General features: G+C 44.3%; 19 protein-coding genes, 1 pseudogene and 1 riboswitch. Of the genes and pseudogenes, 2 read left to right on the plus strand and 18 right to left on the minus strand.

Annotation, left to right across the window (positions count from 1 at the left end; genetic code table 11):
• Nucleotides 1-31: 31 nt before the first annotated feature.
• The 9 genes from GJB61_RS15800 to GJB61_RS15840 all read right to left on the minus strand — a co-directional run bounded on the left by GJB61_RS15800 (nucleotide 32) and on the right by GJB61_RS15840 (nucleotide 11,681).
• Nucleotides 32-838 carry an ABC transporter ATP-binding protein gene (locus GJB61_RS15800; RefSeq protein WP_154119601.1) on the minus strand — a complete coding sequence of 269 codons (807 nt, stop codon included), beginning with the start codon at nucleotides 836-838 and terminating at the stop codon, nucleotides 32-34.
• A gap of 187 nt (nucleotides 839-1,025) precedes the next feature.
• The gene (locus GJB61_RS15805; RefSeq protein WP_154119603.1) at nucleotides 1,026-2,060 is read right to left on the minus strand and encodes a FecCD family ABC transporter permease; all 1,035 of its coding nucleotides are present in this window, start codon (nucleotides 2,058-2,060) and stop codon (nucleotides 1,026-1,028) included.
• Nucleotides 2,057-3,118 (minus strand): FecCD family ABC transporter permease, encoded by a 1,062-nt coding sequence (locus GJB61_RS15810; RefSeq protein WP_154119604.1) that lies wholly within the window; start codon nucleotides 3,116-3,118, stop codon nucleotides 2,057-2,059. Before GJB61_RS15810 ends, GJB61_RS15805 begins: the two co-directional genes overlap by 4 nt.
• A 234-nt stretch (nucleotides 3,119-3,352) precedes the next feature.
• A complete protein-coding gene (locus tag GJB61_RS15815; protein ID WP_154119606.1) occupies nucleotides 3,353-4,378 on the minus strand; it encodes an iron-hydroxamate ABC transporter substrate-binding protein in 1,026 nt (341 codons plus the stop codon).
• A gap of 289 nt (nucleotides 4,379-4,667) precedes the next feature.
• Nucleotides 4,668-6,485, minus strand: coding sequence for an APC family permease (locus GJB61_RS15820; protein WP_154119608.1), 1,818 nt, complete (start codon nucleotides 6,483-6,485; stop codon nucleotides 4,668-4,670).
• A gap of 123 nt (nucleotides 6,486-6,608) precedes the next feature.
• Nucleotides 6,609-6,767: riboswitch (cyclic di-AMP (ydaO/yuaA leader) on the minus strand.
• A 198-nt stretch (nucleotides 6,768-6,965) separates the two neighbouring features.
• A complete protein-coding gene (locus GJB61_RS15825) occupies nucleotides 6,966-7,430 on the minus strand; it encodes a disulfide oxidoreductase (protein WP_338115870.1) in 465 nt (154 codons plus the stop codon).
• Nucleotides 7,427-8,182 (minus strand): DsbA family protein, encoded by a 756-nt coding sequence (locus GJB61_RS15830; protein WP_154119609.1) that lies wholly within the window; start codon nucleotides 8,180-8,182, stop codon nucleotides 7,427-7,429. Before GJB61_RS15830 ends, GJB61_RS15825 begins: the two co-directional genes overlap by 4 nt.
• A 49-nt stretch (nucleotides 8,183-8,231) precedes the next feature.
• Nucleotides 8,232-10,181, minus strand: a complete 1,950-nt coding sequence (locus GJB61_RS15835) for an ATP-binding protein (protein ID WP_154119611.1) — start codon at nucleotides 10,179-10,181, stop codon at nucleotides 8,232-8,234.
• 183 nt (nucleotides 10,182-10,364) lie between these two features.
• Nucleotides 10,365-11,681, minus strand: coding sequence for a hemolysin family protein (locus tag GJB61_RS15840; protein WP_154119612.1), 1,317 nt, complete (start codon nucleotides 11,679-11,681; stop codon nucleotides 10,365-10,367).
• 696 nt (nucleotides 11,682-12,377) lie between these two features.
• Between GJB61_RS15840 and GJB61_RS15845 the strand changes: the two genes are divergently transcribed.
• Entirely contained in the window at nucleotides 12,378-12,803 is a 426-nt protein-coding gene (locus GJB61_RS15845) for a hypothetical protein (RefSeq protein ID WP_154119614.1), read from the plus strand.
• Nucleotides 12,804-13,250: 447 nt separating this feature from the next.
• Here the strand turns inward: GJB61_RS15845 and GJB61_RS31210 are convergent, their stop codons facing one another.
• The 8 genes and pseudogenes from GJB61_RS31210 to GJB61_RS15880 all read right to left on the minus strand — a co-directional run bounded on the left by GJB61_RS31210 (nucleotide 13,251) and on the right by GJB61_RS15880 (nucleotide 19,468).
• Nucleotides 13,251-13,415: a hypothetical protein gene (locus tag GJB61_RS31210; protein WP_195724350.1), complete on the minus strand. Its 165-nt coding sequence runs from the start codon at nucleotides 13,413-13,415 to the stop codon at nucleotides 13,251-13,253.
• Nucleotides 13,416-13,825: 410 nt separating this feature from the next.
• On the minus strand, nucleotides 13,826-14,350 hold the full coding sequence (gerQ, locus tag GJB61_RS15850) for a spore coat protein GerQ (protein WP_154119616.1): 525 nt from the start codon (nucleotides 14,348-14,350) through the stop codon (nucleotides 13,826-13,828).
• Nucleotides 14,351-14,481: 131 nt separating this feature from the next.
• Complete coding sequence (locus GJB61_RS15855; protein WP_338115871.1) at nucleotides 14,482-14,904, minus strand: cell wall hydrolase; 423 nt, start codon at nucleotides 14,902-14,904, stop codon at nucleotides 14,482-14,484.
• Between the two features lie 115 nt (nucleotides 14,905-15,019).
• A pseudogene (locus GJB61_RS15860) lies at nucleotides 15,020-15,669 on the minus strand (SDR family NAD(P)-dependent oxidoreductase).
• A gap of 117 nt (nucleotides 15,670-15,786) precedes the next feature.
• Nucleotides 15,787-16,185: a DUF2500 domain-containing protein gene (locus tag GJB61_RS15865; protein ID WP_154119994.1), complete on the minus strand. Its 399-nt coding sequence runs from the start codon at nucleotides 16,183-16,185 to the stop codon at nucleotides 15,787-15,789.
• 210 nt (nucleotides 16,186-16,395) lie between these two features.
• Nucleotides 16,396-16,584: a hypothetical protein gene (locus GJB61_RS15870; RefSeq protein WP_195724365.1), complete on the minus strand. Its 189-nt coding sequence runs from the start codon at nucleotides 16,582-16,584 to the stop codon at nucleotides 16,396-16,398.
• A 172-nt stretch (nucleotides 16,585-16,756) separates the two neighbouring features.
• A complete protein-coding gene (locus tag GJB61_RS15875; RefSeq protein ID WP_154119620.1) occupies nucleotides 16,757-18,046 on the minus strand; it encodes a beta propeller repeat protein in 1,290 nt (429 codons plus the stop codon).
• Between the two features lie 36 nt (nucleotides 18,047-18,082).
• Nucleotides 18,083-19,468, minus strand: a complete 1,386-nt coding sequence (locus GJB61_RS15880) for a branched-chain amino acid transporter BcaP (RefSeq protein WP_154119621.1) — start codon at nucleotides 19,466-19,468, stop codon at nucleotides 18,083-18,085.
• 387 nt (nucleotides 19,469-19,855) lie between these two features.
• Here GJB61_RS15880 and GJB61_RS15885 point away from each other — a divergent pair, with 387 nt between their 5' ends.
• The gene (locus tag GJB61_RS15885) at nucleotides 19,856-20,782 is read left to right on the plus strand and encodes an L-lactate dehydrogenase (protein WP_154119623.1); all 927 of its coding nucleotides are present in this window, start codon (nucleotides 19,856-19,858) and stop codon (nucleotides 20,780-20,782) included.
• Between the two features lie 238 nt (nucleotides 20,783-21,020).
• Here GJB61_RS15885 and GJB61_RS15890 read toward each other — a convergent pair whose 3' ends face one another.
• Nucleotides 21,021-21,935 carry a tyrosine-type recombinase/integrase gene (locus tag GJB61_RS15890; RefSeq protein ID WP_154119996.1) on the minus strand — a complete coding sequence of 305 codons (915 nt, stop codon included), beginning with the start codon at nucleotides 21,933-21,935 and terminating at the stop codon, nucleotides 21,021-21,023.
• Nucleotides 21,936-21,975: the final 40 nt, after the last annotated feature.

Consider the following 21,975-nt stretch of genomic DNA (forward strand, 5'->3'; position numbering starts at 1 on the left):
TCTCCGGCTGGTGCAGCTGTCAGAGCTTAAGTTACATTCCCACAGCTTTATAGGCTGCAAGCTCGTAAGGCAGACAAAGCGGAACGCCTGTACGCGGATCAGGGATAATATCAGCTTCGATTCCGAACACTTCCCGCAATACCGCAGGAGTCATTACTTCAACAGGTGGGCCTTCACTAATGACATTGCCTGATTTAATCGCCACCATATGCTGTGCATAGCGGGAAGCGTGATTCAAATCATGAACAACCATAATAATCGTGCGGCTTTCCTCTTCATTCAGCTTCTGCAGCAGTTGAAGCACTTCCAGTTGATGGGCCATATCCAGGAATGTAGTCGGCTCGTCCAGGAACAAAATATCAGTCTGCTGGGCCAGAGCCATAGCAATCCAGGCACGCTGCCGCTGTCCTCCGGAGAGGCGGTCAATCGGACGGTCATGGAATTCATCCATTCCGGTAACGGTGATTGCAGAAGCAATGATACTCCGGTCTTCCGGAGTCATTGTTCCGAAGCCTTTTTGGTGCGGGTAGCGGCCATAGCTGACCAGCTCAGAAACAGTCAGACCATCAGGAGCCGTGGGATTCTGCGGCAGAATCGCCAATTGGCGGGCGACCTCTTTTGTAGATAACGAATGGATCGATTTCCCATCCAGCATAACAGTACCGCTCTTTGGTTTCATGATCCGCGCCATCGTCTTAAGAATAGTCGATTTCCCAGAACCGTTAGCACCAACAAGTGCCGTTATTTTCCCTGTAGGGAGGGTTAGATTAAGGCCTTTAACTATCATGGCTTCCGCGTAACCAATACTCAACTCTTCTGTATTCAATCGTTCCGACATGACTTCACTCCTTAAAAGTTTTATGGAGCATTTGCTCCTTGATATATCATCGCAATAAAACTACTTCGGAAGCATACGCTTAAGTTTTATGGAGCTTCCGCTCCTATGAATTAACTTCGCAATAAAACTACTTCGGAAGCATACGCTTAAGTTTTATGGAGCTTCTGCTCCTCTAATAGAACTGCTGCTAAGCCTTGGATTTGGCCAGTAGGTAAAGAAAGTAAGGTGCCCCGATGATTGCTACTACGATGCCTGTTGGTATTTCTGCAGGCTGCAGGACCCAGCGTCCAAGCGTATCGGCCGTAAGAAGCAGCAAAGCGCCGATCAAGGCACAGGCGGGCAGCAGTACTTGATGCCGTGGGCCTACCAGCCTGCGCGCCAGATGCGGTGCGATCAGGCCGACGAAGCCGATCCCACCGCTTACGGCGACACAGGAGCCTGCAAGCGCGACTGCCGCTGCTAACAGAAGAATCCGCTCCTTCTCTACTGGCGCTCCGAGTCCGGCCGAGGTCTGGTCCCCCAGATTCAGAACATTGAGTACCCGAGCCTTGTAGAAGGAAAATGGAAGTAGAATTAACAGCCACGGCAGCAGAGCAAGTACAAATCTCCAATCACCACCCCAAATCTTGCCGGCAATCCAAGTAGCAACAAACTGGTAATTTCGCGGATCAAGTCGGAGTGACAAGATTAGCTGAAAAGCATAGATTCCTGCGGATACCGCAATCCCGATCAGAATAAGTCTTGTTGGAGACAGGCCGTCTTCCTTCCGATAGGACAGGAAATAAATGAGGGTCGCTGTAAGACCTGCACCCGCCAGTGCCAATAGTGGCAGCAAGAATACAGAGGCCGTTGTTGACGCTGGAAAGAATGAGATATAGATAATAACAGCAAATCCTGCACCGGCGTTTATTCCTAATGTTCCAGGCTCAGCGAGAGCATTACGCGACAGGCTTTGCAGAATACAGCCGGAAACTGCAAAGCCCGCCCCTACCAGCAATGAAATCACTATCCTCGGCAGTCGGAATTCAAAAAGAATAAGCTTCTGCTGATGAGTTCCTTCGCCTGCTAAAGTATGTAGCACGTCCAGCGGTGACAATCGCATAAATCCGGTATTCATACTGACGATAAAAACAGCTAGGATAAGAATTCCAAGCGACGATAATACGGTAATTCCCCGAGTTCGGCGCTGCCTTTCATATGGAGAGAGTACTATTTTACTCATGATAGTTCTCCCTTGCGTTTACTCGCTAAATAAATGAAGAATGGAACGCCGATCAACGCTATTAAAGCTCCTAAAGGTGTTTCATACGGCGCGTTAATCATTCTGGCAGCAATATCTGCAAATACAATTAACAGACTGCCGAGAACTGCCGAGCAAGGAATGATCCAACGATAGTCAACCCCGACCAGGTAACGCACCACATGCGGAATGATGAGTCCTACAAAAGCAACCGGACCCACTGTAGATACTGCTGTTCCGGCAAGAATGACGACAACAAGCATTCCGGTGGTTTGTACCAGCCGTGTTCGCTGCCCCAGCCCAGCTGCTACATCCCTTCCTAAGCTAAGCAGAGTAATGGAACGTGATAACATCATTGCGGCGATAAGAGCCACAACAACAAATGGAAACATTATCTTTAACTGAATCCAGTTCGTCCCTCCCATTCCACCGGCTAACCAAAAAGCTATGTCTTGCGAAAGATTGAAGAGGATCGCTACACCCTGACTAATAGCAAGCAACAATGCACTCACTGCCGCGCCAGCAAGCGTCAAACGTAAAGGTGTCAGACCATTATAGGATAGTGATCCGATACCGAAGACGATCAGGGCTGCTGTAGCAGCACCGACGAAGCAGTACAGCATGATATAAATAAAAGAAAGCGACGGTGCAAATGCAAAAGCTACTGCCAGCGCTACCCCTGCTCCAGCATTCAAGCCAAGCAGACCGGAATCGGCAAGCGGGTTACGGGTCATCCCCTGCATAATAGCTCCTGCTACAGCAAAGCAAGCGCCAACTAGAGCCCCCGCTACAGCGCGTGGGATTCGCAGTTCTCTAATCACTTGGTGCTGCTGAAGCTGAGGATTAAAGCGAAATACGGCTTCCCATACGGTTGCCAGCTTAATATCTGCTGCACCAACAGAGACAGAGAGCGCTAGACCAAAGACGATGGCGGCAAGTCCGAATATAATGATGCTTACTGCCGCCGCCGGATGTGATCGTAAAGGCTTGTTTCCTACAGTTTTCTGAATTTTGTGTGTGGATTCTGGGGATGGGACCATGAGTCGTCTCCTTATAATGAGTTACAAAATTTCAATTGATAACAACTATCATTCTCATTATCGCAAAAATATCAATTATGTACAATGAAGATGCAGAATTTCTGCTGTATAAGTATACTAAAGTCTATAATTTTCAAAAAAAGGTGCAGGTCAGTGTATCCGGGGATACACTGACCTGCACACATCTTGTATCCTCATGAACTAGTCACTTTCGGCTGATGGAATGATTATTTCTTATTTCACAAGACTGGCCAATACATCATCTATAGTCTGGGAGCCCGCAGTCGCACCGCTGTAAAGCCAGCTGGCTGTGGAGCTAAGCTCATGTACTTTTCCCGCTTTGACGGCTGGAATGCCCTTCCAGATTGCACTATCCAGAATAGCCGATCCCTCAGTCTTATCACTATTCACCAGGAAGATATGATCTGCTGTCAACTCAGCGAGTTTTTCCAGAGAAATAGGATTCCAGGTAGCTCTTGTTCCCTCAGGAATCTCTGTTACAAGGTTAGGAAGCGTTACGCCAAGATCTGTATACAACACCGCGCCACTGCTGCGGGTTTCATCAACAATATAGAAGTTCTTCTGCACCAGCCAGAGAATTGCTGCGGATTCTTTACCAATAGCTCCAGCAAGCTTTTCTTTTGCGTCAGCTGCTTTCTGATCGTAATCTTTAATGGCTTGCTCTGCCTCTGGAGTCTTATTCAGAATCTCACCGATGGTGAGCAGCGCTTTACGCCAGTCCTTGCTAAGTGCGTCTCCCACAACATAAGTAGGGGCAATTTTGTTCAATTGATCGTACAGCCCATTTTGAACTTCAGACTCCGATTGAATGAGAATTAAATCTGGGGTAAAACTCGTTACAGCCTCCAATGGAAGGTCGTAGCTGATCTTTGGGACATCTTTCAAATCAGCAGCTAAATAATCCTGAATACCGTTAGGAACTGACCATTGCGCTACCGGTGTCACACCGAGTGTTACCAAATAATCTTCCAGATACGATCCCAGAACCCGTTGTGGGTTAGCTGGAATAATAACCTTATGTCCCATGGAGTCCGTTACAGTCTTCTCTACAGCTGGTGCAGTTGTTTCTGCCGGGGCTGTTGAAGCCTCTACTGTAGGTGCTGCAGAAACCTCTGCTCCACTATTTGCTGAATTCCCAGCATTATTATTACCGCAGGCGGATAAAAACAATACCATCACCATTAGTCCGCTCATTGCTAGTTTCATGCTTCCCAAGCTCTTTTTCTTAAACGAAAACATTAAAATACCCCTCCTGTTATGTATCTGCATTGTTGGTCAAAGGTGTGTTTGCCTTCGCCTCACTTTCTTAAATGATATTGATTCTCATTCTCTATGTCAACATAAATATTTAATTATGTGTATAATTACATTTTTTCTTAAATGAAATTTAACCAAATAAACTAATGTAAGCGCAAGCAAAGTTAATAAGCTGGAGAATTAGAATAGTAGCCCTTACCACCATAATCATACGCAAAAAGCGGCTAGTTCCGATACTTCCGGAACTAGCCGCTAGGGATGAACAAGCTTATTATTTGTTAAGATGATAAGGAACTGTGGCCACAACAATATCTTTTTGATTCATAAGATAAGTGCGAATGAAGATACTCGTCTGATTGTGTAGTATAGCCTGCCACCAGTGCTTTGTAATGAACTGAGGGATCAGGATCGTAATATGATCGGTCGTTGCTGTCTTCCATTCTACTGTATCAATAAACTTGATCAGCGGACGGATAACGCTGCGGTAACGGGAACGAAGAACGATCAGACGCACACCTGGGTCCCATTCCTTCCATTTAAGCTCCATCTTCTGAATATCTTCTTCATCAAAACCTACATAAACAGCTACTACATTATCTGTTAACGATTTGGCATAGCTGAGTGAATGCAGTACAGCTCGTGTTACACCCGATACTGGAACTACAACTGTGCTTCCTTTGATGCAAGGTTTATCTGTATCCATGCAAATACGAAGCTGGTCAGCAGTATTCATATAATGTTGATGAATTCGGTAAAACACGAACATAACAGCAGGTAAGAAAAGAAAGATCATCCATATACTAGTGAATTTAGTGATGATAAATATAAGGGTAATCGTCAAAGTGGTCAACATACCGACTGTATTGACAGCGAACTTCCCCTGCCAACCCTGTGGCTTCAGCTTAAACCAGTGCACCATCATACCGAGCTGTGATAACGTGAATGGAATAAAAACCCCCACCGCATACAGAGGAATCAATCCCCCCGTATCCCCGTGAAATGCCGCTACAAGTACGGCTGACAACACACCGAGAAAAATAATACCATTGGAAAAGCCCAAGCGGTCACCGCGAACCATAAAAGCATGCGGCAGGTATTTATCTTTAGCGAACATAAAGGCAAGTAATGGAAAAGCAGAGTATGCTGTATTTGCAGCCAAGAACAAGATTACCGCTGTTATGCCTTGAATGAAGAAGTATAATCCGCCACGACCAAAGGTTGATTCGGCAATTTGAGAAATAACTGTAGCTTTCTCGTCCGGCATAACGCCATACCAATAAGCCAAGAGTGTAATCCCTGTAAACATAGCACCCAAGATAATTCCCATCATCATCAAAGTCTTGGCTGCATTCTTATCCGCCGGGGCTTTGAAATTGGGGATGGCATTCGATACCGCCTCTACCCCAGTCAGTGCTGAACAACCGGAGCTAAAAGCTTTGAGCAATAGAAACAGGCTGACATTAGACACGACAGTACCCATCTCTGGAATATTGGCGTGAGCACCGCCTGTAGCATATTTAATAAAGCCACTAATAATTAGTACGAAAATGGAGACTACAAACAAATAAACCGGAATGGCAATAAATGATGCTGATTCTGTCACTCCGCGTAAGTTGACTATAGTTAGTAGAAGAATAACGGTAACTGCGATCAGAACAGAGTGATTATGCAGATTTGGAAAAGCTGATGTAATCGCATCTGTTCCGGCCGAGGCGCTTACTGCAACGGTTAGGATGTAATCTACTAGCAGGGAGCCGCCAGCTAACAGTCCTGTCGAAATGCCCAGATTACTTTTAGCTACGATGTAGGCACCACCGCCTTGAGGATAAGCAAAGATTGTCTGCTTGTAAGAAAAAATCAGAATGGCCAGCAGACCCAATACGGCTAGTGCAATTGGCAATGAGTACCAAATGGCTGTGAAACCTGCTGCCACCAGTACAATCAAAATTTGTTCCGTTCCGTAGGCCACAGACGATAGCGCATCTGAAGACAGAACAGCCAGTGCTTTCACCTTGGATAACTTTTCATGATCGAGTTCGTTCGACTTCATCGGACGCCCGATCAATAGTCGTTTTACCTTGCTTACCATCGTAGAAACAGTTCCTCTCTTTGTGAGTTGAATCGGTATTACCGTGCGCTATTTTCTTGGTGGATTTCATAAATGCAGGCACAAAAATAAGCATACGGAAATGATCCGCATGCTTATGCATGGTCATTATCCCACCTTTGCTTACGAGGTTAGCTGGCGGATTCGGGCTGTGGAAAGCCCTACAGATTGGTCATGATGACCTCTTCTGATTCACCCCTTTGACCCTAAGGGTCAAGTTTGGTTCCCCCGTTTTTCCTTCGGAAAATTCAGCGCATATTCAACTTCTCACAAGGTCTAATAATAGTCTACAAAGACCTTACAGTAAAGTCGTGAAAGAAATGAAAAAATAATGAAAAAACATCCAATTTGCGCAAATATGAGATCTGACATAACACTCTCTTTCAATAGCTTCGATTATCCCAACGTCCCGTGTGTTTATGATGTTTTCCCTAATATATGTGACAGTTCATCAAGCAATAATTAGTATGTTGAGATTTCAACCTCTTCTTCTGTCTCCGCTTCATTACTCTTCCGTCCAGTCCACAGTAAAACAGCAATCAAAACGAAGGCAATCAAAGCTAGCAAGGGGATTGTAATGAAGCCGAAAAAATTCAAATAATCCTTATTGCAGGGTACTCCGATCGTACAAGGAATGACTTTGCTGAGTACAGGAATCTTTTGCTCTGCGTAATGATAAATAGAGATACTCCCACCAATTAGACTTAGAGGCAGCACATAAGGAATAATCTTTTTATCTCCCCGAAAAGTAGCGATTCCAAGCAGTATTAGCTGCGGATACATAAAGATACGCTGGAACCAGCAGAGCTTGCAGGGCTCGTATTTCAGGACCTCACTCAAGTAGAGGCTACCTGCAACAGCAATTAAAGAAACGAACCAGGCCAGATAGAGACAGTTACGACGGCAAAAAGAAGAGAATCTCGTCACTTTGCTTCCACCACTTTAGTTGCGGCATCAATATCTGCAGAAATAGCCTCAATATTAAACGGCTCTTCTGACACAACTCCATTAATAAAGAGGGTCGGTGTATTTGTGACGGAAGAGTCACTTGCCACCTTAATATCTCTGGTCAATTCATCCGCATACGTACGATCTTCAATGTCCTTACGCAGCAGATCATAATCAATCGCCAGTTTTTCCTTCTCCGCCAAGCTTACAAGGAAGTCTGCGGTCGCCCACTCTATATCCTCCTTGCCTTGGTTCGCATAAATAGCGTCATAGTACTTCCAGAATTCATCATTACTTTGATGATATACAGATAATGCAGCTAACGACGCTGTCTCCGAATCCGGCCCGATAAAGGCCATATTCACGAAGTATAAGGCTGCTTTACCTGTTTCCACATATTCCTGAACGATCTGTGGTTTAATAACACCGGAGAATTGTGCACATGCTGGACATTTAAAATCTCCAAATTCCACAATCTTCACCGGAGCATCTTCTTCACCGAGTCTGGGCAGATCACTGTAATTAAAGTTGACTGGTTCAGCAGTTGTCGCTTTTGAAGAGGTATCGTTAGAAGCAATCATAAATAATACTACAAAAATAATGACTACTAAAGCTACTGCACTAACAATAAGAATCCTTGTTTTTTGCTGCTGTTGTTCCTGTTCTTTCCGGTTCTTCTCCTGTTTACTTAATTGAGAAATCGGGGGGCTGTGTTTTTTGGGTTTGCTCAAGGAAAATTCCTTTCTGTCCTATGCAGGACGGGCGTAGTTTTAATTTGAATTATATAGTTAAAGGACTCTTCTTGGCAAACCTCACAACTTCAGAGTTCAACTGCTCTCCCGACTGTTCAGTCTCCTTGCGCAACATTGGGCCCATATAGTCATCTATAGGTTGAAGCATAATTCTAAATGTAAACTCGGTGCCCCCTCCTGCTGCGGGTTCCACCCAAATCTCCCCATCCATCAGGTCAACCAGCTTTTTACATATGGCCAAGCCCAACCCGGTTCCTGAATATTTGCGATTATGCGAAGCATCCAGTTGGGAGAACGGCTTAAACAGTAGATGTAGCTTATCTGGATCAATTCCAATACCTGTATCACTGACTCGAAATTGCAGGCATCTAGACTTACTGTCAGTACCATAGGGCTTCACAGTAATTGTTACAGCTCCGGAAGGGGTAAACTTAACAGCATTCCCGATTAAATGAACCAGGATCTGACGAATGCGTGCACAATCACCAACCAGCAGATCAGGAATAACAGGATCGACAAATAGCAGCAGACTCAAATCTTTATTTCGTGCAAACCCTTGGAACATCTCGGTACTTTGCTGCATCAGCTGAGATAATTGAAAAGGCTCTCTGTACAGCCGCAATGAATCTGCTTCCAATCCGGACAAGTCCAAAATATCATTGATCACATTAAGTAAGACTCCACTGCTTTCAGCCTGTACTTTTAGCATTTCCAGATGCTCAGGGGTTGTTAAATCATCTGCAAGCAGCTGATTGATCCCAAGAATCCCATTTAGGGGGGTGCGAATTTCGTGACTCATCGTAGCCAGAAACTCACTTTTCATCCGGACTGCGCTTTCTGCTGCATCCTTGGCAATAACCAGCTCCTGCTGGAACTGCATGAGTTCAGTCACGTCTTTTGAGACTATATATACAAGGTGTTGTTTGTCCGTAACTAGCGGAAACACGGTTGAACTACAATACATTCTTCTGCCCGCTTTCGTTCTGATCGAATGGTCCAATTTACTGGAATGCCCTTGAAAAGCCTGCTCTATTGCAGCATTAATAGCCAGCATATCTTGTTGTCTGTCTATGATATTCTTGGATCCCAGCAAATCCTCTCTACTATAACCCGTTGTCTCATGTACGGTTGGATTTGCACTCACTATATTTCGGTGAACTGGATCAATACAAATCACCATATCCGGACTGAATTCGAAAAGCGCCATATAACGTTGTTCATTAAATCTGGCCGAGGTCAGCACCTGTTGACGTTCTCTGTAAAGGAGACCCAACACAATTACTACTATGATCAAGAAGGCACCACCCACCAGTAAGCCCAATAAGGAATCATTCAATAGCGGGGCTCTTCCGTTGTAATTCACACTATCTGTCACCACAAAGGAAGCCCCTGTCATGGCGGTATAATGCATTGCAGTAAGTGAACCCGTCAGCAACAGAGCTAACGGAATATTTTGGAAGGAAAACATATTATAGGAATTCTTCAGCCATTTTTGTTGAAAGAACACCATACCTAGGGGCACCACAAGCGCGAAAAGTGTTGAAAGGAGCGCATAGGAAATATTTTGCTCGTTACGTGCAGATATTTTCATAGCGAATATTCCACTATAATGCATAAATAGAATGCCTGAAGTAAACAACAGACCTCCAATAAATAGATGAGGCTTGCTTCGAGTACGAGGATTATTTATTAAAGTGAGGAGTGCGTAGGACACAGCAATAGGAATCAAGAGGGTGAAGATCAAAAGTGGAAGGTGATAATAGACCATCATATTCATTTCCATCGCTAGCATACCCATAAAATGCATACTCCACAGACCAATTCCGAGAATGCTGGACGTTAGTAAAATATAGGGATGCCCTCTTCTCCCTCTGACAAGGCGTTCCGCCAAATCGAAAGCCGTGAAACAGGATAATAACGCTATAATAATAGAAAGGAAAACAAGCAGGTCATTATAATGACCTTGATACGGTTGCATGTGTTCCTCTCCCTTCTCAATATAGATATATTTGCAGACAAATATCTTTATCTACCCATTACCCTAGGTGAATCGACACGAATCGGAGATATGGCTCAAATCAGATGAATATAACCTGGGACCTTTTTCCAATCTGCGCAAAAAAAAGCATAGCGCCCATTCGAGGCACCATACCTTATTGTCTTATGCACCAGCTTCTTCAGTTAACATCTGAATCTTCAGCAGTTTAATCCGTGAAATCCGTTTACTGTCCATTTCATCTACGATGAACAGATGACTGTCAAATTCTACCGATTGGCCTTTTTGTGGAGGATTGACCTCCAGTTTGGAATACAGCCAGCCGCCTAAAGTATCATAATCATCGGTCTCCATATTTAAACCCAGCAGATCATTAATTTCCTCAATCAGCATCAAACCGTCGATCGAGAATTCATCCTCTGCCAACTTCTCCACACCCGCACGTTCCTCGTCGAATTCGTCTTGAATTTCGCCGACAATTTCCTCCATAATATCTTCCAATGTCACCATGCCGGAGGTTCCGCCATATTCGTCAATCAGAATAGCAATCTGCGTCTTAGCCCGCTGCATTACTTTTAGCAGAGCACTGATCTGAATCGATTCTGGAACTGTAAGAATAGGACGCAGTAATTCAATATACAACGGTGCATTATCCCTAATTAAATCCTTGATATGAATAAAGCCCAAAATATGGTCCTTATCGCCATCGCAGACAGGGTAACGCGTCCGCATTCCTTCATACGCAATTTCCAGGTTCTCCTCCGCAGAAAGATGATTATTGAGACAAATCATTTCAGTACGCGGAATCATAATCTCTCTGGCCATTGTATCTACAAATTCAAAAATGTTATCAACCAAAGCCATTTCGGTATTATCAATCAGTCCGCTCTTGTTGCTTTCCTGCATTAGAATACGAATTTCTTCCTCCGTGTGTGCGATTCCCAGCTCAGAAGCTGGCGCAAGATGGAAGATCCGAAGCAACCCGCGTGCCATACTATTGACGATCCAAATAAAAGGATACATCAGCTTGTAAAACACATTCATTGGACCCGCTGTTAGAAGAAGGACCGCTTCAGCTTTGTTCACTGCAATAGTCTTAGGTGCAAGTTCACCGAGCACAATATGCAGAACTGTAATAAACATAAAAGCAATAATTAGGGAAATAACATAAACAGAGCTCTCGCCAAACCCTATGCCTTCCATAATGGGTCCTACAATCGATGCAATGGCTGGCTCACCCAGCCAACCCAGTGCAAGCGAAGCTAGTGTAATCCCAAGCTGGCAGGCGGACAGATAGGCATCCAGATGATGTACGATATTTCTTGCCGCTAATGCTCTTTTACTTCCTTCCTCAATCAGGGAATCAATACGACCGCTGCGTACCTTCACCATCGCATACTCGACCGAAACAAAAAATCCATTCAAAAGCACCAATAAAATAATCAGACTTACGTTTAATATACCGGGTAAAGGGTCGCTCAATGTATACTCCTATCCACCGTTTTCCACATCGGGCGGATAGGCCCACCTCCTTCGTTTACTTAGAATGACAGCTTGTAACTCATCAGCTATTCCTTTCAGTATCAATTTCCCAATGCCTTCAGCTCCTGACTAGAATCACGGATACAAATATATACTTTATTATATTATTACAGAGACCACAAAAACAGGTCTAAAACAGTATTGAAAATATGATCTATTTTTGCGGCTCATGGACATATATCTCTCAATAGTAGAAACAGCAACAAACTAATGAAAAGAGATTATGTGATTTTCACGTGATTATATTGGGTGATTTTCTTTTTGTATTAGTTTGTATTTACGTGTTCCTTCTATTATATATGTTTATGTTAAATCTTTGGCGCCACCCCGTCAACCTCAGTACCTCCTGTTTACGCTACATATCAAGCTGCCATTCATGATCTTGCGCCTGCCTTACAAACTAGGATTGATTCTCCATCATGGAAAAACCTCAACAGTACCGAGTGTTCTCCCAAAGACAAAACAACCCCGCCAGTATAATCACTGACGGGGAATTTCTTATATGTTATTCCTTTTTTAAGTTGTTTTTCAGCAACTCACCTACCTCAAATGTATATAATCATCAGGAATTAAGTCCAATCTATTATTGCGAATTCACAATATTATAATGTATACCTTGAAATGGAGTGATGATAAATGGCAACAGTTATAAGTTATGGTTCACAGGCAAAAATCCCGTTAGACCCGTTTAGTAGTGTTATAACGGTTGCGGGGATTAATGGAGCTGGAGCGGGTCTAGCCACAGCTCAAGTAAATATTAGTCCGGCTAATCCTTCCTCTTTCTCCAGTAGAGTCGAGTTAAATGGTAGTTTTAGTGTTACTGCACTTGCTAATAGTCAATTTCTTGTTATAATCCGACGTGCTGGAGTCGATATTTATCAATCCTTCTATCGTTTTACTACAACTACCGATATTCAATTAAATGTTCAATGGGTTGATGGTCCTTATCTGGGAATCCACAACTATGAATTGGTAATTCAAAATGATAGCAACTTGCCTATAAATCTATTTGGCCCAATATCATTCACAGCAACTGCTATTGGAGGAGAGGGCGTAATTTAAGTTATAGAGCTAGATTTGGGTATAATCAGATAACAAACGCGAAATCTTTTTATGCTCAAAATTAGCGGGTCTAAAAAAATATACGAAAAATTGAAAAATCCCCACCGACCAATTAAGGTTGATGGGGTAATACTTCATAGGTTATTAAAATTCATTCCAATCAAACCCGCAATAACACTAACCAATACATATAGAATGATCATGGTTAGCGCTATGTTAAAAAGGTTAATTGAACGCTTCATCCACCCACCTCCTGATTGGCATAATACTTATCTCAGTGCTTCTTAGGTAGGTCACTCTAAATTCATATCCATTACGAATATAGTATGTATCAGCGATCTTCACCGTTTCTGACGTGTACTACTGGATCGGTCCACCGAATCTATAATGCTATCCAGGCCATACTCTGTAATTTGAACGACAGTTTATCTTGAATATATTCTGATTCTAATCTAATCGGGCCTTATCCGAAATCACAAGAAAAAATGTAGCCAGTGGACCACAAAGCAAAGAAAGTAAAAACCAATTTAGTCCACTTCTATTTTTTCCTTGCGCCAGCCCCGCATTAATTAGAGCCAGCGTCCCCCAACCCACAAAATATCCGTTATCCATCACTCACACAACCTTTCGTCGTAATTTAAAGGAATACGAATGTTGAATATATCGGTTCCATTCACGGAGGCTTACACCGCAGATTTTGAATTCAAATAACTAATTTCAATATATCCCATTTGGAATATTATGTATATTAACTCTGTATCACTGGTAAGGAAAAGTTCCCTGAACACAAAAACCCCAGCAACCTTTAAGGTCAAATAGATTCTGGCTTATTTAAAAATCAGAACGGCATAACGTTTACGTCTATTGGAATTATACCCCAGTAGCTAAAAGATACCCGTTGTTAACTTCACTTAAAGATGAAGTGTTTGAAATAGTAAACATTATTAAAGAAGCATAACCTTTTAGGGCGGGAAATAAAAAAGAAGTCCCCCGTACCTCAAAGGTTCAGGAGACTTAAGAAATTAGCGAAAATTCCGGGTTGGAGGATTGCCGATTGTACCTGGGTACTGATAAGTAAGGGGTTCGTCAAAGGTAGCATAATCGAAATAAATCATAAGTAAGACAGTGCGCTGTCCAGTTGCCGGATCACTGATGATAATATGGTCACGACCCGCAGCCTCTAGCTTCCCTTTATAGATTTTGGCATTCCAATCCTTATTATTCTCATACGTAAAATAGAAGGTGCCTACCTTGCCAAGATTCAGGCGAAAAATATTCTCAATGTAAGATTGCTCAAAAACGGGAGCTGTTGTTGGAACCACCGTTCCGGTTGGGGTCATCGGAGCTCCACTACTCACTTGAGGGGGTACACTACCCATCCCTGGCATCCCAGACATTCCGGGCATTCCACTCATCCCGGGCATGCCGCTCATTCCACCCATTCCACCCATTCCCGACATTCCACCCATGCCGCTCGTTCCAGGCATATTATTTGAAGACATTGTACCAATTGTGTAAGTAACGGGGCGATAAGGTTGAGCTATCATTTACTAAAACCTCCTAAAAGTATTGTGAAGCAGTTGCTCCTAAAGCCTTTACTGTACAAACATTACTTTTATGACAGACACTCTTTTTAGAAAGAAGTGTCTGTCTCTGCATAACTGAATAGCTACATTGCCTAATATACCGCCGGGCAATCTGTAACTGTCGGAGTAAAGAAGCAATGGGCTTTGAAGCGTCCGGTATTCTGCTGGTCATACCATGTAGCTGGGCAGTCTCCAACGGGTCGGAAGAACCAAAGCGCATTGGATGCAGGCCAGGTTCTCTCACCCGCAATCGCCCGCTTAGCCAGACGAATATCAGCCTCCCTAGCCCGTTGATAGAAATATCCCTTCTGCGGTGCTTCGAAGCCTCCTGGACTTTGAAATACCATATCGTTCATATTGCGGATGTTATTAAAATCCAGGCAATTGCCAAGAATACGGTTGACGCCGACATTGCCGACCATCAGCATGCCAGATTGTCCATCCTCTTCGGCTTCTGCCCTCATCAGCCGCGCAAGCACCTTCACTTCTTCCGAGTTCGCTTTGATGACGGCCACACTGTCTCCTCCTTGTAATTGTTCCTTGACAAGTAAGTCTGCTCTTTACTGCACGCTGTATTGTATGTGCATTCGCCTAAGTGGTGACAGTCCTCACTTAAATTTCATTCGTACTTTAGGGCTCGTAAATCATTTTGCGTGTCATACCCCCATCAATCACTAATTCTGTCCCTGTTACAAAACGATTGTCCGAGGCCGTCAGATAAAGACATGCACGAGCAATATCCTGCGGTTTACCGACACGTCCTGACGGATGTTGTGTATGGTCAATTTCACGAAGCTCATTATAGTCCCCTGTATCAATCCATCCTGGACTGATACTATTAACGGTTATTCCGTCTTTCCCCAAAGTGATTGCCATTGCATGTGTCAGCGCGGAGATGGCCCCCTTAGCTGCATAAGCTTCTGTATTGGGCTCAGACATCTTTGAACGCGTTGAAGAGAGATTCACCACTGTCCCACCATCCCTATTATTTCGCATTACCTTAGCAGCCTCACGGGTGGCGAGGAAGCAGCTGCGGACATTCGTACCTTTCAACTGTGAGCCATCAGTGCGATGATTTGTTCTTCCTTGCTGACATCACAAGCGATAAAAGCTACTGATCCACCCTTGTGCATAATGTCAGCCGCCACTTGCTTTCCCTGTTCTTCATTTAGCTCTGCAATCACGACATTTGCTCCTTTAACCGCATAGGGTTCGGCAATCGCCTTACCTATTCCGCTTCCTGCACCGGTTACAATCACTGTTCTTCGTTTATCCATCATCATGAACTCACTCCCAGTTTAAGTTTATACTTCCTAATATTATAAATACCCCCTTGTTCCACTAACTGGAATCAAGGGGATATTTCAAGCAAAATATTGTAATGCAAATATAGGTCATTAGAGTTGCTCAGCAGAGGAATAATGGGGATGCCTCTGAAATCCATAATACCGGGTCCCTTGATAAGACAGCATTCCTCGGTCGCCTTCTGCACTCATACCATACTCGTTACCTTCTACTTTGAATTCGACTCGAGTACCATTATCCACTTCGAACGTCAGATAATAAGTTGTGCTTGTACGGCTTGAACCTCCCTCTTCCTGAAGCTGCTGGTGCTGTACTTCACTGCGTTTACTGACTATACGGGCAGGAATAGTTAGCATGGGCGAGCTGTTGTTACGGCTCCACTGAAGCAAGCCCCTGCCAGCAGATACAGCGATAATACCAATCATCACAGCAAGAAAGATCGGGAGCACTGTTCCGGAAAAATCAAACATCCATGAAGAATCCGGGCCCATTCCCATGACTTCCCTCCTTATCACCCTTTATTCAGCCCAATTTTACATATGGACACTACTGTACATGTATATGCCTCTCTCCGTCCAGACAGCATCGAAAATAAACAATCTAGTGAATATTCAAGGAATTTATAGAACGCAAAAAGACCACTACGATTTCTTAGGTTCAAGAAAACATGTGGTCTCTAATCATACATTTTAGTAGTCAGATTAAGCATGAACAAGATCAAGTAACTGTTTGGTTTCATCTTGCTCTGGCATCATACCATTTTCAGCCCAACAAGCTTTACATTGTTCTTCAGTTTCACACAGGTGAGCGTCAGCACAGTTGTAGCACAATTGTAGCAAGTTCTTAGTCATATAATCCGTTTCAAAAGTTGTCATCATAATCTCTCCCATTCGGATATTAGTTTGTGAAATAATGTACTTGTTCCATGTGTTAAATATATCACACTAAAATCCATTTGTCATGTGATTTATTTCACATTTTTAAAAAAATTTTAAATAAGTTTTTTAGATGTATTTAAAACAAAAAAAGCCGCCACAAAGGGCAGCTTCTTCTTATTGCCTTTCACATCACTTTCCAGCTGAGCCCACCATTCGTGGTTTGCAGCAGTATGGACCGTCTATCCTCTTTCTTCTCAATCAAAAGCCAGCCCACCTTAGCAGAGAAAAATTGCAGCTTCACAATTTCCGGATATTCGAGTAACTTGGACTGCAGAACACTGCTGGCTGGGAGTGCCTTCCAAATTAGCCCCTGGTTAGTTGTGTAGTAAAGTGTACTCCCATCCAAGGTCCAACCGGTCTCGGAATTCAGGAACGTTGGAGCAATATGGCGATTGATGCCTGTCCGGCTAGTAAGATTAAAGGATCTGAATTGCCAATTCTCTCCCCCATCCGCCGTAAAATAACCATGATACCTAATGCTGTTATCCTTATCCTTTTGACAGCCCACAGCCATCCAGCCTGTAACCTTGCCACCATCGAAGAATTCAGGCTTGCCGGTGATGACTCTATCACAGCTCTCGAATCGTTCATTCACCAAAAAGGCAGGGCCTAAACGCCAGGTCACACCACCGTCTTTCGTCAGATAGACCTTGGGCAGAGCACCAGTCTGCAGCGATACAAAGCCATGGGTACTATCCTTGAACACCATTCCAGTAGTAACTCCCGCCATGGGAATCGCTTTGTTCTGGAGGTTTGGATTATATTGTTCGTTCTGCATAACCGCTTTCCAGGTCGCTCCACCGTCAATGGTTGAATAGAGCGCTTTACTCTCTTTAGTAGAAGAAGAATCCCAAGAAGTCATTAACCATCCATGTGTTGGTGAAAGAAAATATATGGAAGAGATCGTATTCGCGTCTGCTAATGAGGATATTTTCCAGCTTTGTCCCCCATCTTTGGTGCGTAGCACAATCGTCTCCGTCAACCCGAAGGAACTGCGTATAATCCACCCATTGCTGGGGTCTGTGAAAAAGATTTCTTTTCCATACACAGGATTTGAAAGAAACTGCACGTTAGCAGCCGGAGAAATATTAGTCCAGGTCTTCCCGTTATTCCGGGTCATGTACATGCGAAGCTCATTTTTCGTTACTCCCCAAGCTAGTCCTTCGGATGCGCTCAGAAGCTGAAAATCTGTAAGTCGGGTCTGAATTTGGTATTTCGTTACGTTATTGCTGTCCACATTCTTGGCATCCGGAGTAATTACCGTAATCGTCTGCCCCACCTCCGGAGCTTCAGTTGGCTGTGGCGGCTGAGAAGGCTCCGGTGGAGGAGAGGAACAAGCCGAGAGTATCAGTGTGGTTAAGAGTACCATAAAAAGAATTCTCAGAGCCTTCCAGCCTATAGTTGCGGTTGACAATGTTCTCTCTCCTCTCCCGTCTATAATTGTTGATTCTTATTTGTTCTTATTCAGCTTACTGCTGCGATAACCATAAAGTGCATAGATCAGGAGTCCGATGAACAGCCAGATAAAGAATCCCGTCCAAGTTTCACTTCCCAGATTATACATCAAATACCCGCAAGCCGCCGCACTAAGCAATGGGATAAAGGGAACCCAAGGTACAGTGAAACCTCTTTTTAAGTTCGGATGCGTATATCGCAGGGCTATAATCCCCAAGGATACTACTAAAAAGGCAAACAAAGTGCCTATGCTAGTGAGATTCGCCAGCCGATCCAGAGGCACAAATCCGGTCAATAGCGCAATAATCCCCCCTACCATCCATGTACTTCGAACTGGGGTATGGGTCTTAGCGCTTATCTTAGATAAGGCTTGCGGCAACAGTCCATCCCGTGAGATCGCAAATAGTAGACGGGACTGTCCGAATAGCAAGACCAGTAAAACCGTAGTCATTCCGGCAATTGCACCAACTGAGATAAGGCCAGCGATCATATTCTGATCTACATAGCGGAGAGCAAATGATACGGGATCACTTACATTTAAAAATTGATAAGGAACAATACCAGTCAATACGAGCGATACAGCAATGTACAGCACCGTACAAATCGCAAGTGAAGAGATAATCCCAATCGGCAGGTCGCGCTGAGGCCTCTTCACCTCTTCAGCAGCAGTAGAGATGGCATCAAAGCCTATATAGGCAAAAAATACGGTAGCCGCCCCGTTAACAACACCATGGAAACCAAAGGGCATAAAAGGTGTCCAGTTCTCCGGTTTAACATAGAAAACACCTGTGATGATAAATAGTAAGACCACAGACAGCTTGATAACAACCATAATCGCATTAAATCGGGCCGTTTCTTTGATTCCCCGGGTCAGTAAGTAGGAAATAAGTAAAATTATAATTACTGCAGGCAAATTAATGAAAGTGCCTTTGTCCGCATTATACGCCCCGGACAGCGCTGTGGGCAAATGAACGCCAAAGCCGTCCAGCAGGCCTTGGAAATAACCGGACCATCCACTGCTTACTGCAGCAGCCGCAACTCCATATTCCAGCACCAGGTCCCAGCCGAGTATCCAGGCCAAGAGTTCGCCGAAGGCCACATAGCTATAAGCATACGCACTGCCGGATACTGGAAGTGTAGAGGCGAACTCAGAATAACAAAGCGCCGAGAGCACACAGGCAAAACCAGCCAAAACAAATGAAAGAACAAGCCCTGGTCCGGCATGCTCTGCAGCTGCAACTCCTGTCATTACAAAAATTCCGGTGCCGATAATGGCACCAACACCTAGTGTCGTTAGATCAAATGCACCTAGTGTTTTGCTAAGATTGTTTGCTTCAGTGCTTATAGGGGCACTGAGCGGTTTTTTGCGAAATAAATCCATGCTTTAATTCTCTCCTGTCAAAGTTATGTATTGCTATCTGTTAAAGGGATGTTGTTAATGCTGGCAGCAACATTAGCTCCCTTCTGAACACGTAGGCTTCACAAACAATCCAGCGGTATCTATCCATATTCATAATTTGCTCCAGAAATTTGAATATCATAAACAGGATAAGCGAAGACTTAACTATTATGGATATTCACAGTGATGCCTTCTAACCAAGAAAGTACCGGATAGGCTAACATCTTACATTACCTTTCTGAAATATAGTTCGCTTAGTCTGTTTCGGGGTAATGGATTAAAAGGACTCCGCATGAAAACACTAAGGATAGCAACTAAGATGGATAAGATTGGTTACCAAAAATTCGAAATTTAGAGGAGATATTACTTATGGCCCCCTCATTCAAGCCTAACCGCGTCGTAGTAATCGGTACTGGTGCAGTCGGTGCAACTACAGCTTATACTCTGTTATTGCGCAAACGCATGCCTGAGTTAGTGTTAATAGACGTCAACCATCAGAAGGCGCTGGGAGAAGCGCTGGATATGAACCATGGCATGCCTTTTGTTGGTGGAGTAAAGCTATGGGCAGGTAGCTATGAAGATTGCCGGGATGCTGATATTATTATCGTCACCGCTGGCGCCTCCCAGAAGCCTGGTGAAACCCGGATTGATCTACTGAAGAAGAATATTTCGATCTTTGAAGATATCATTCAGAAAATAACCAAATATAATCATCATGCCATTCTGCTGATTGCAACGAATCCAGTTGATATTTTGTCCTATGCTACCTTAAAAATAAGCGGCTTCGACCGCAGACGCGTCATCGGTTCCGGTACGGTGCTGGATAGTGCCCGCTTCCGATACTTGATTGGACTTCATAAGGAAATTGACCCGCGCAGCATTCACGGACAAATTATCGGCGAGCATGGTGATTCGGAATTGCCGGTCTGGAGCCTGGCTAACGTGGCCGGGATTGACCTTGGCTTTGATGAAGCGGAGCGCAATGATATTTTTGAAGATACCAAGAAGGCCGCTTATGAAATTATCGATGCCAAGGGTTCTACCTCTTATGCAATTGCGCTGGCCCTGGATCGAATCGTTGTTGCAATATTGAACAATGAAGGGGCTGTCCTAAACGTTTCCACATTATTAAATAACTATAATGGAGTTTCAGATGTCTTTCTTGGTGCACCCTGCGTGGTAGATCGCTCCGGTGTACGCGAGGTGCTAGATCTGCCACTCAGTAAGGATGAGCAAGCACTGTTCCAGCAATCCGCGGAGAAACTAAAGGAGCAGATAGCCACGCTAGAATTGTAATACCATTTCTCGAAGAAACGGGTGCCGTCCATTCAGGACAGCGTAGCCGTTTCTTCTTGCTGGACAGCAGACCAAAAAAACCGCCCTTCAGGTAGAATGGAGGGCTACCACCATTACGAAAAGGCCGGGTTTCCTTAACATAAATATAACATGGATCAACTTACCCTGCCAATGGATTTGATTTCTAAAAAAGTAGTCTTAGTCAGTATCCTCTTCGGAACTGAATTTCAAACTACAATTAATGCTGTAAGGTATTCTCCGGTATACGAATTTGCAGCCTCGACATAGCCTCTTCTTTCTCCCTACTCGTGATATGAGTGTATACCGTGGTAGTCTGAATTGAAGAATGTCCCAGCAACTCCTGTACCGTGCGCAGATCCGCTCCTTTGCGCAGCAGCATCGTGGCAAATGAATGGCGCAGCTTATGGCTGGAGTAGGGACGCCGATGAGCAACAGGCACTTGCGCTTGGAAGCGCTCAAAGGTCTGCGCAGCAATCTGCTGAATCCCGCGAATAGAGAGTCGGCGCCCTTTTTGTGAAATGAACATCGCTTCTTCTTTACTACGCCAGGGGTCCAGACGTTCTTCCAAGGCCTGATCCAGAAAAGGAGCAACGTCCTCCGGTACCGGAACATTCCGCCATTTACGCCCCTTCCCGAACACGCGAAGCGAACGTCTTTCAACATTATAATCATTCATATTCAGCGTATGAACTTCACCAACCCTTAGCCCCATGTAGGACATGAGTAAAAAGACTGCCAAATTCCGGCCTTTATATTTCCCCTCAACAGCAGACAAAAACCGCTGCAGGTCATTCTCATCCAAATAGACTGGCTCACGATTTTTATCTGTTTTGGATTTCTTGATCCCAGCTGCTGGATTAACGGAGTACAGTTCAAGCTCAATCAACGCCTTGAAAAAACAGGTGACCGAAGCATGCTTCCGGTTCCGAGTTGCATCGCTTACCCCGCTTTCACGGACTGAGGTCAGGTATGAAACGACATGCAGCTTTTTGACTATCTCCAGCTTTTTGCCGCCCAGACTAGCCAGAAACTGTCTGACATCAGCGAGATAGGATTTCTGCGTATACGGGGTGTAGCCGGCATCCTTCATCCAGATTAGAAAGGCCTCACGCTCTTCCTCGTAGTCTTCCATCCAGTCATTCACGGCTTTGGCCTCCCCTTGGTTTTCGACA

Origin of the sequence: Paenibacillus monticola, assembly GCF_009664975.1 — a bacterium.
In the GTDB taxonomy this organism is placed as follows: domain Bacteria; phylum Bacillota; class Bacilli; order Paenibacillales; family Paenibacillaceae; genus Paenibacillus_AQ; species Paenibacillus_AQ monticola.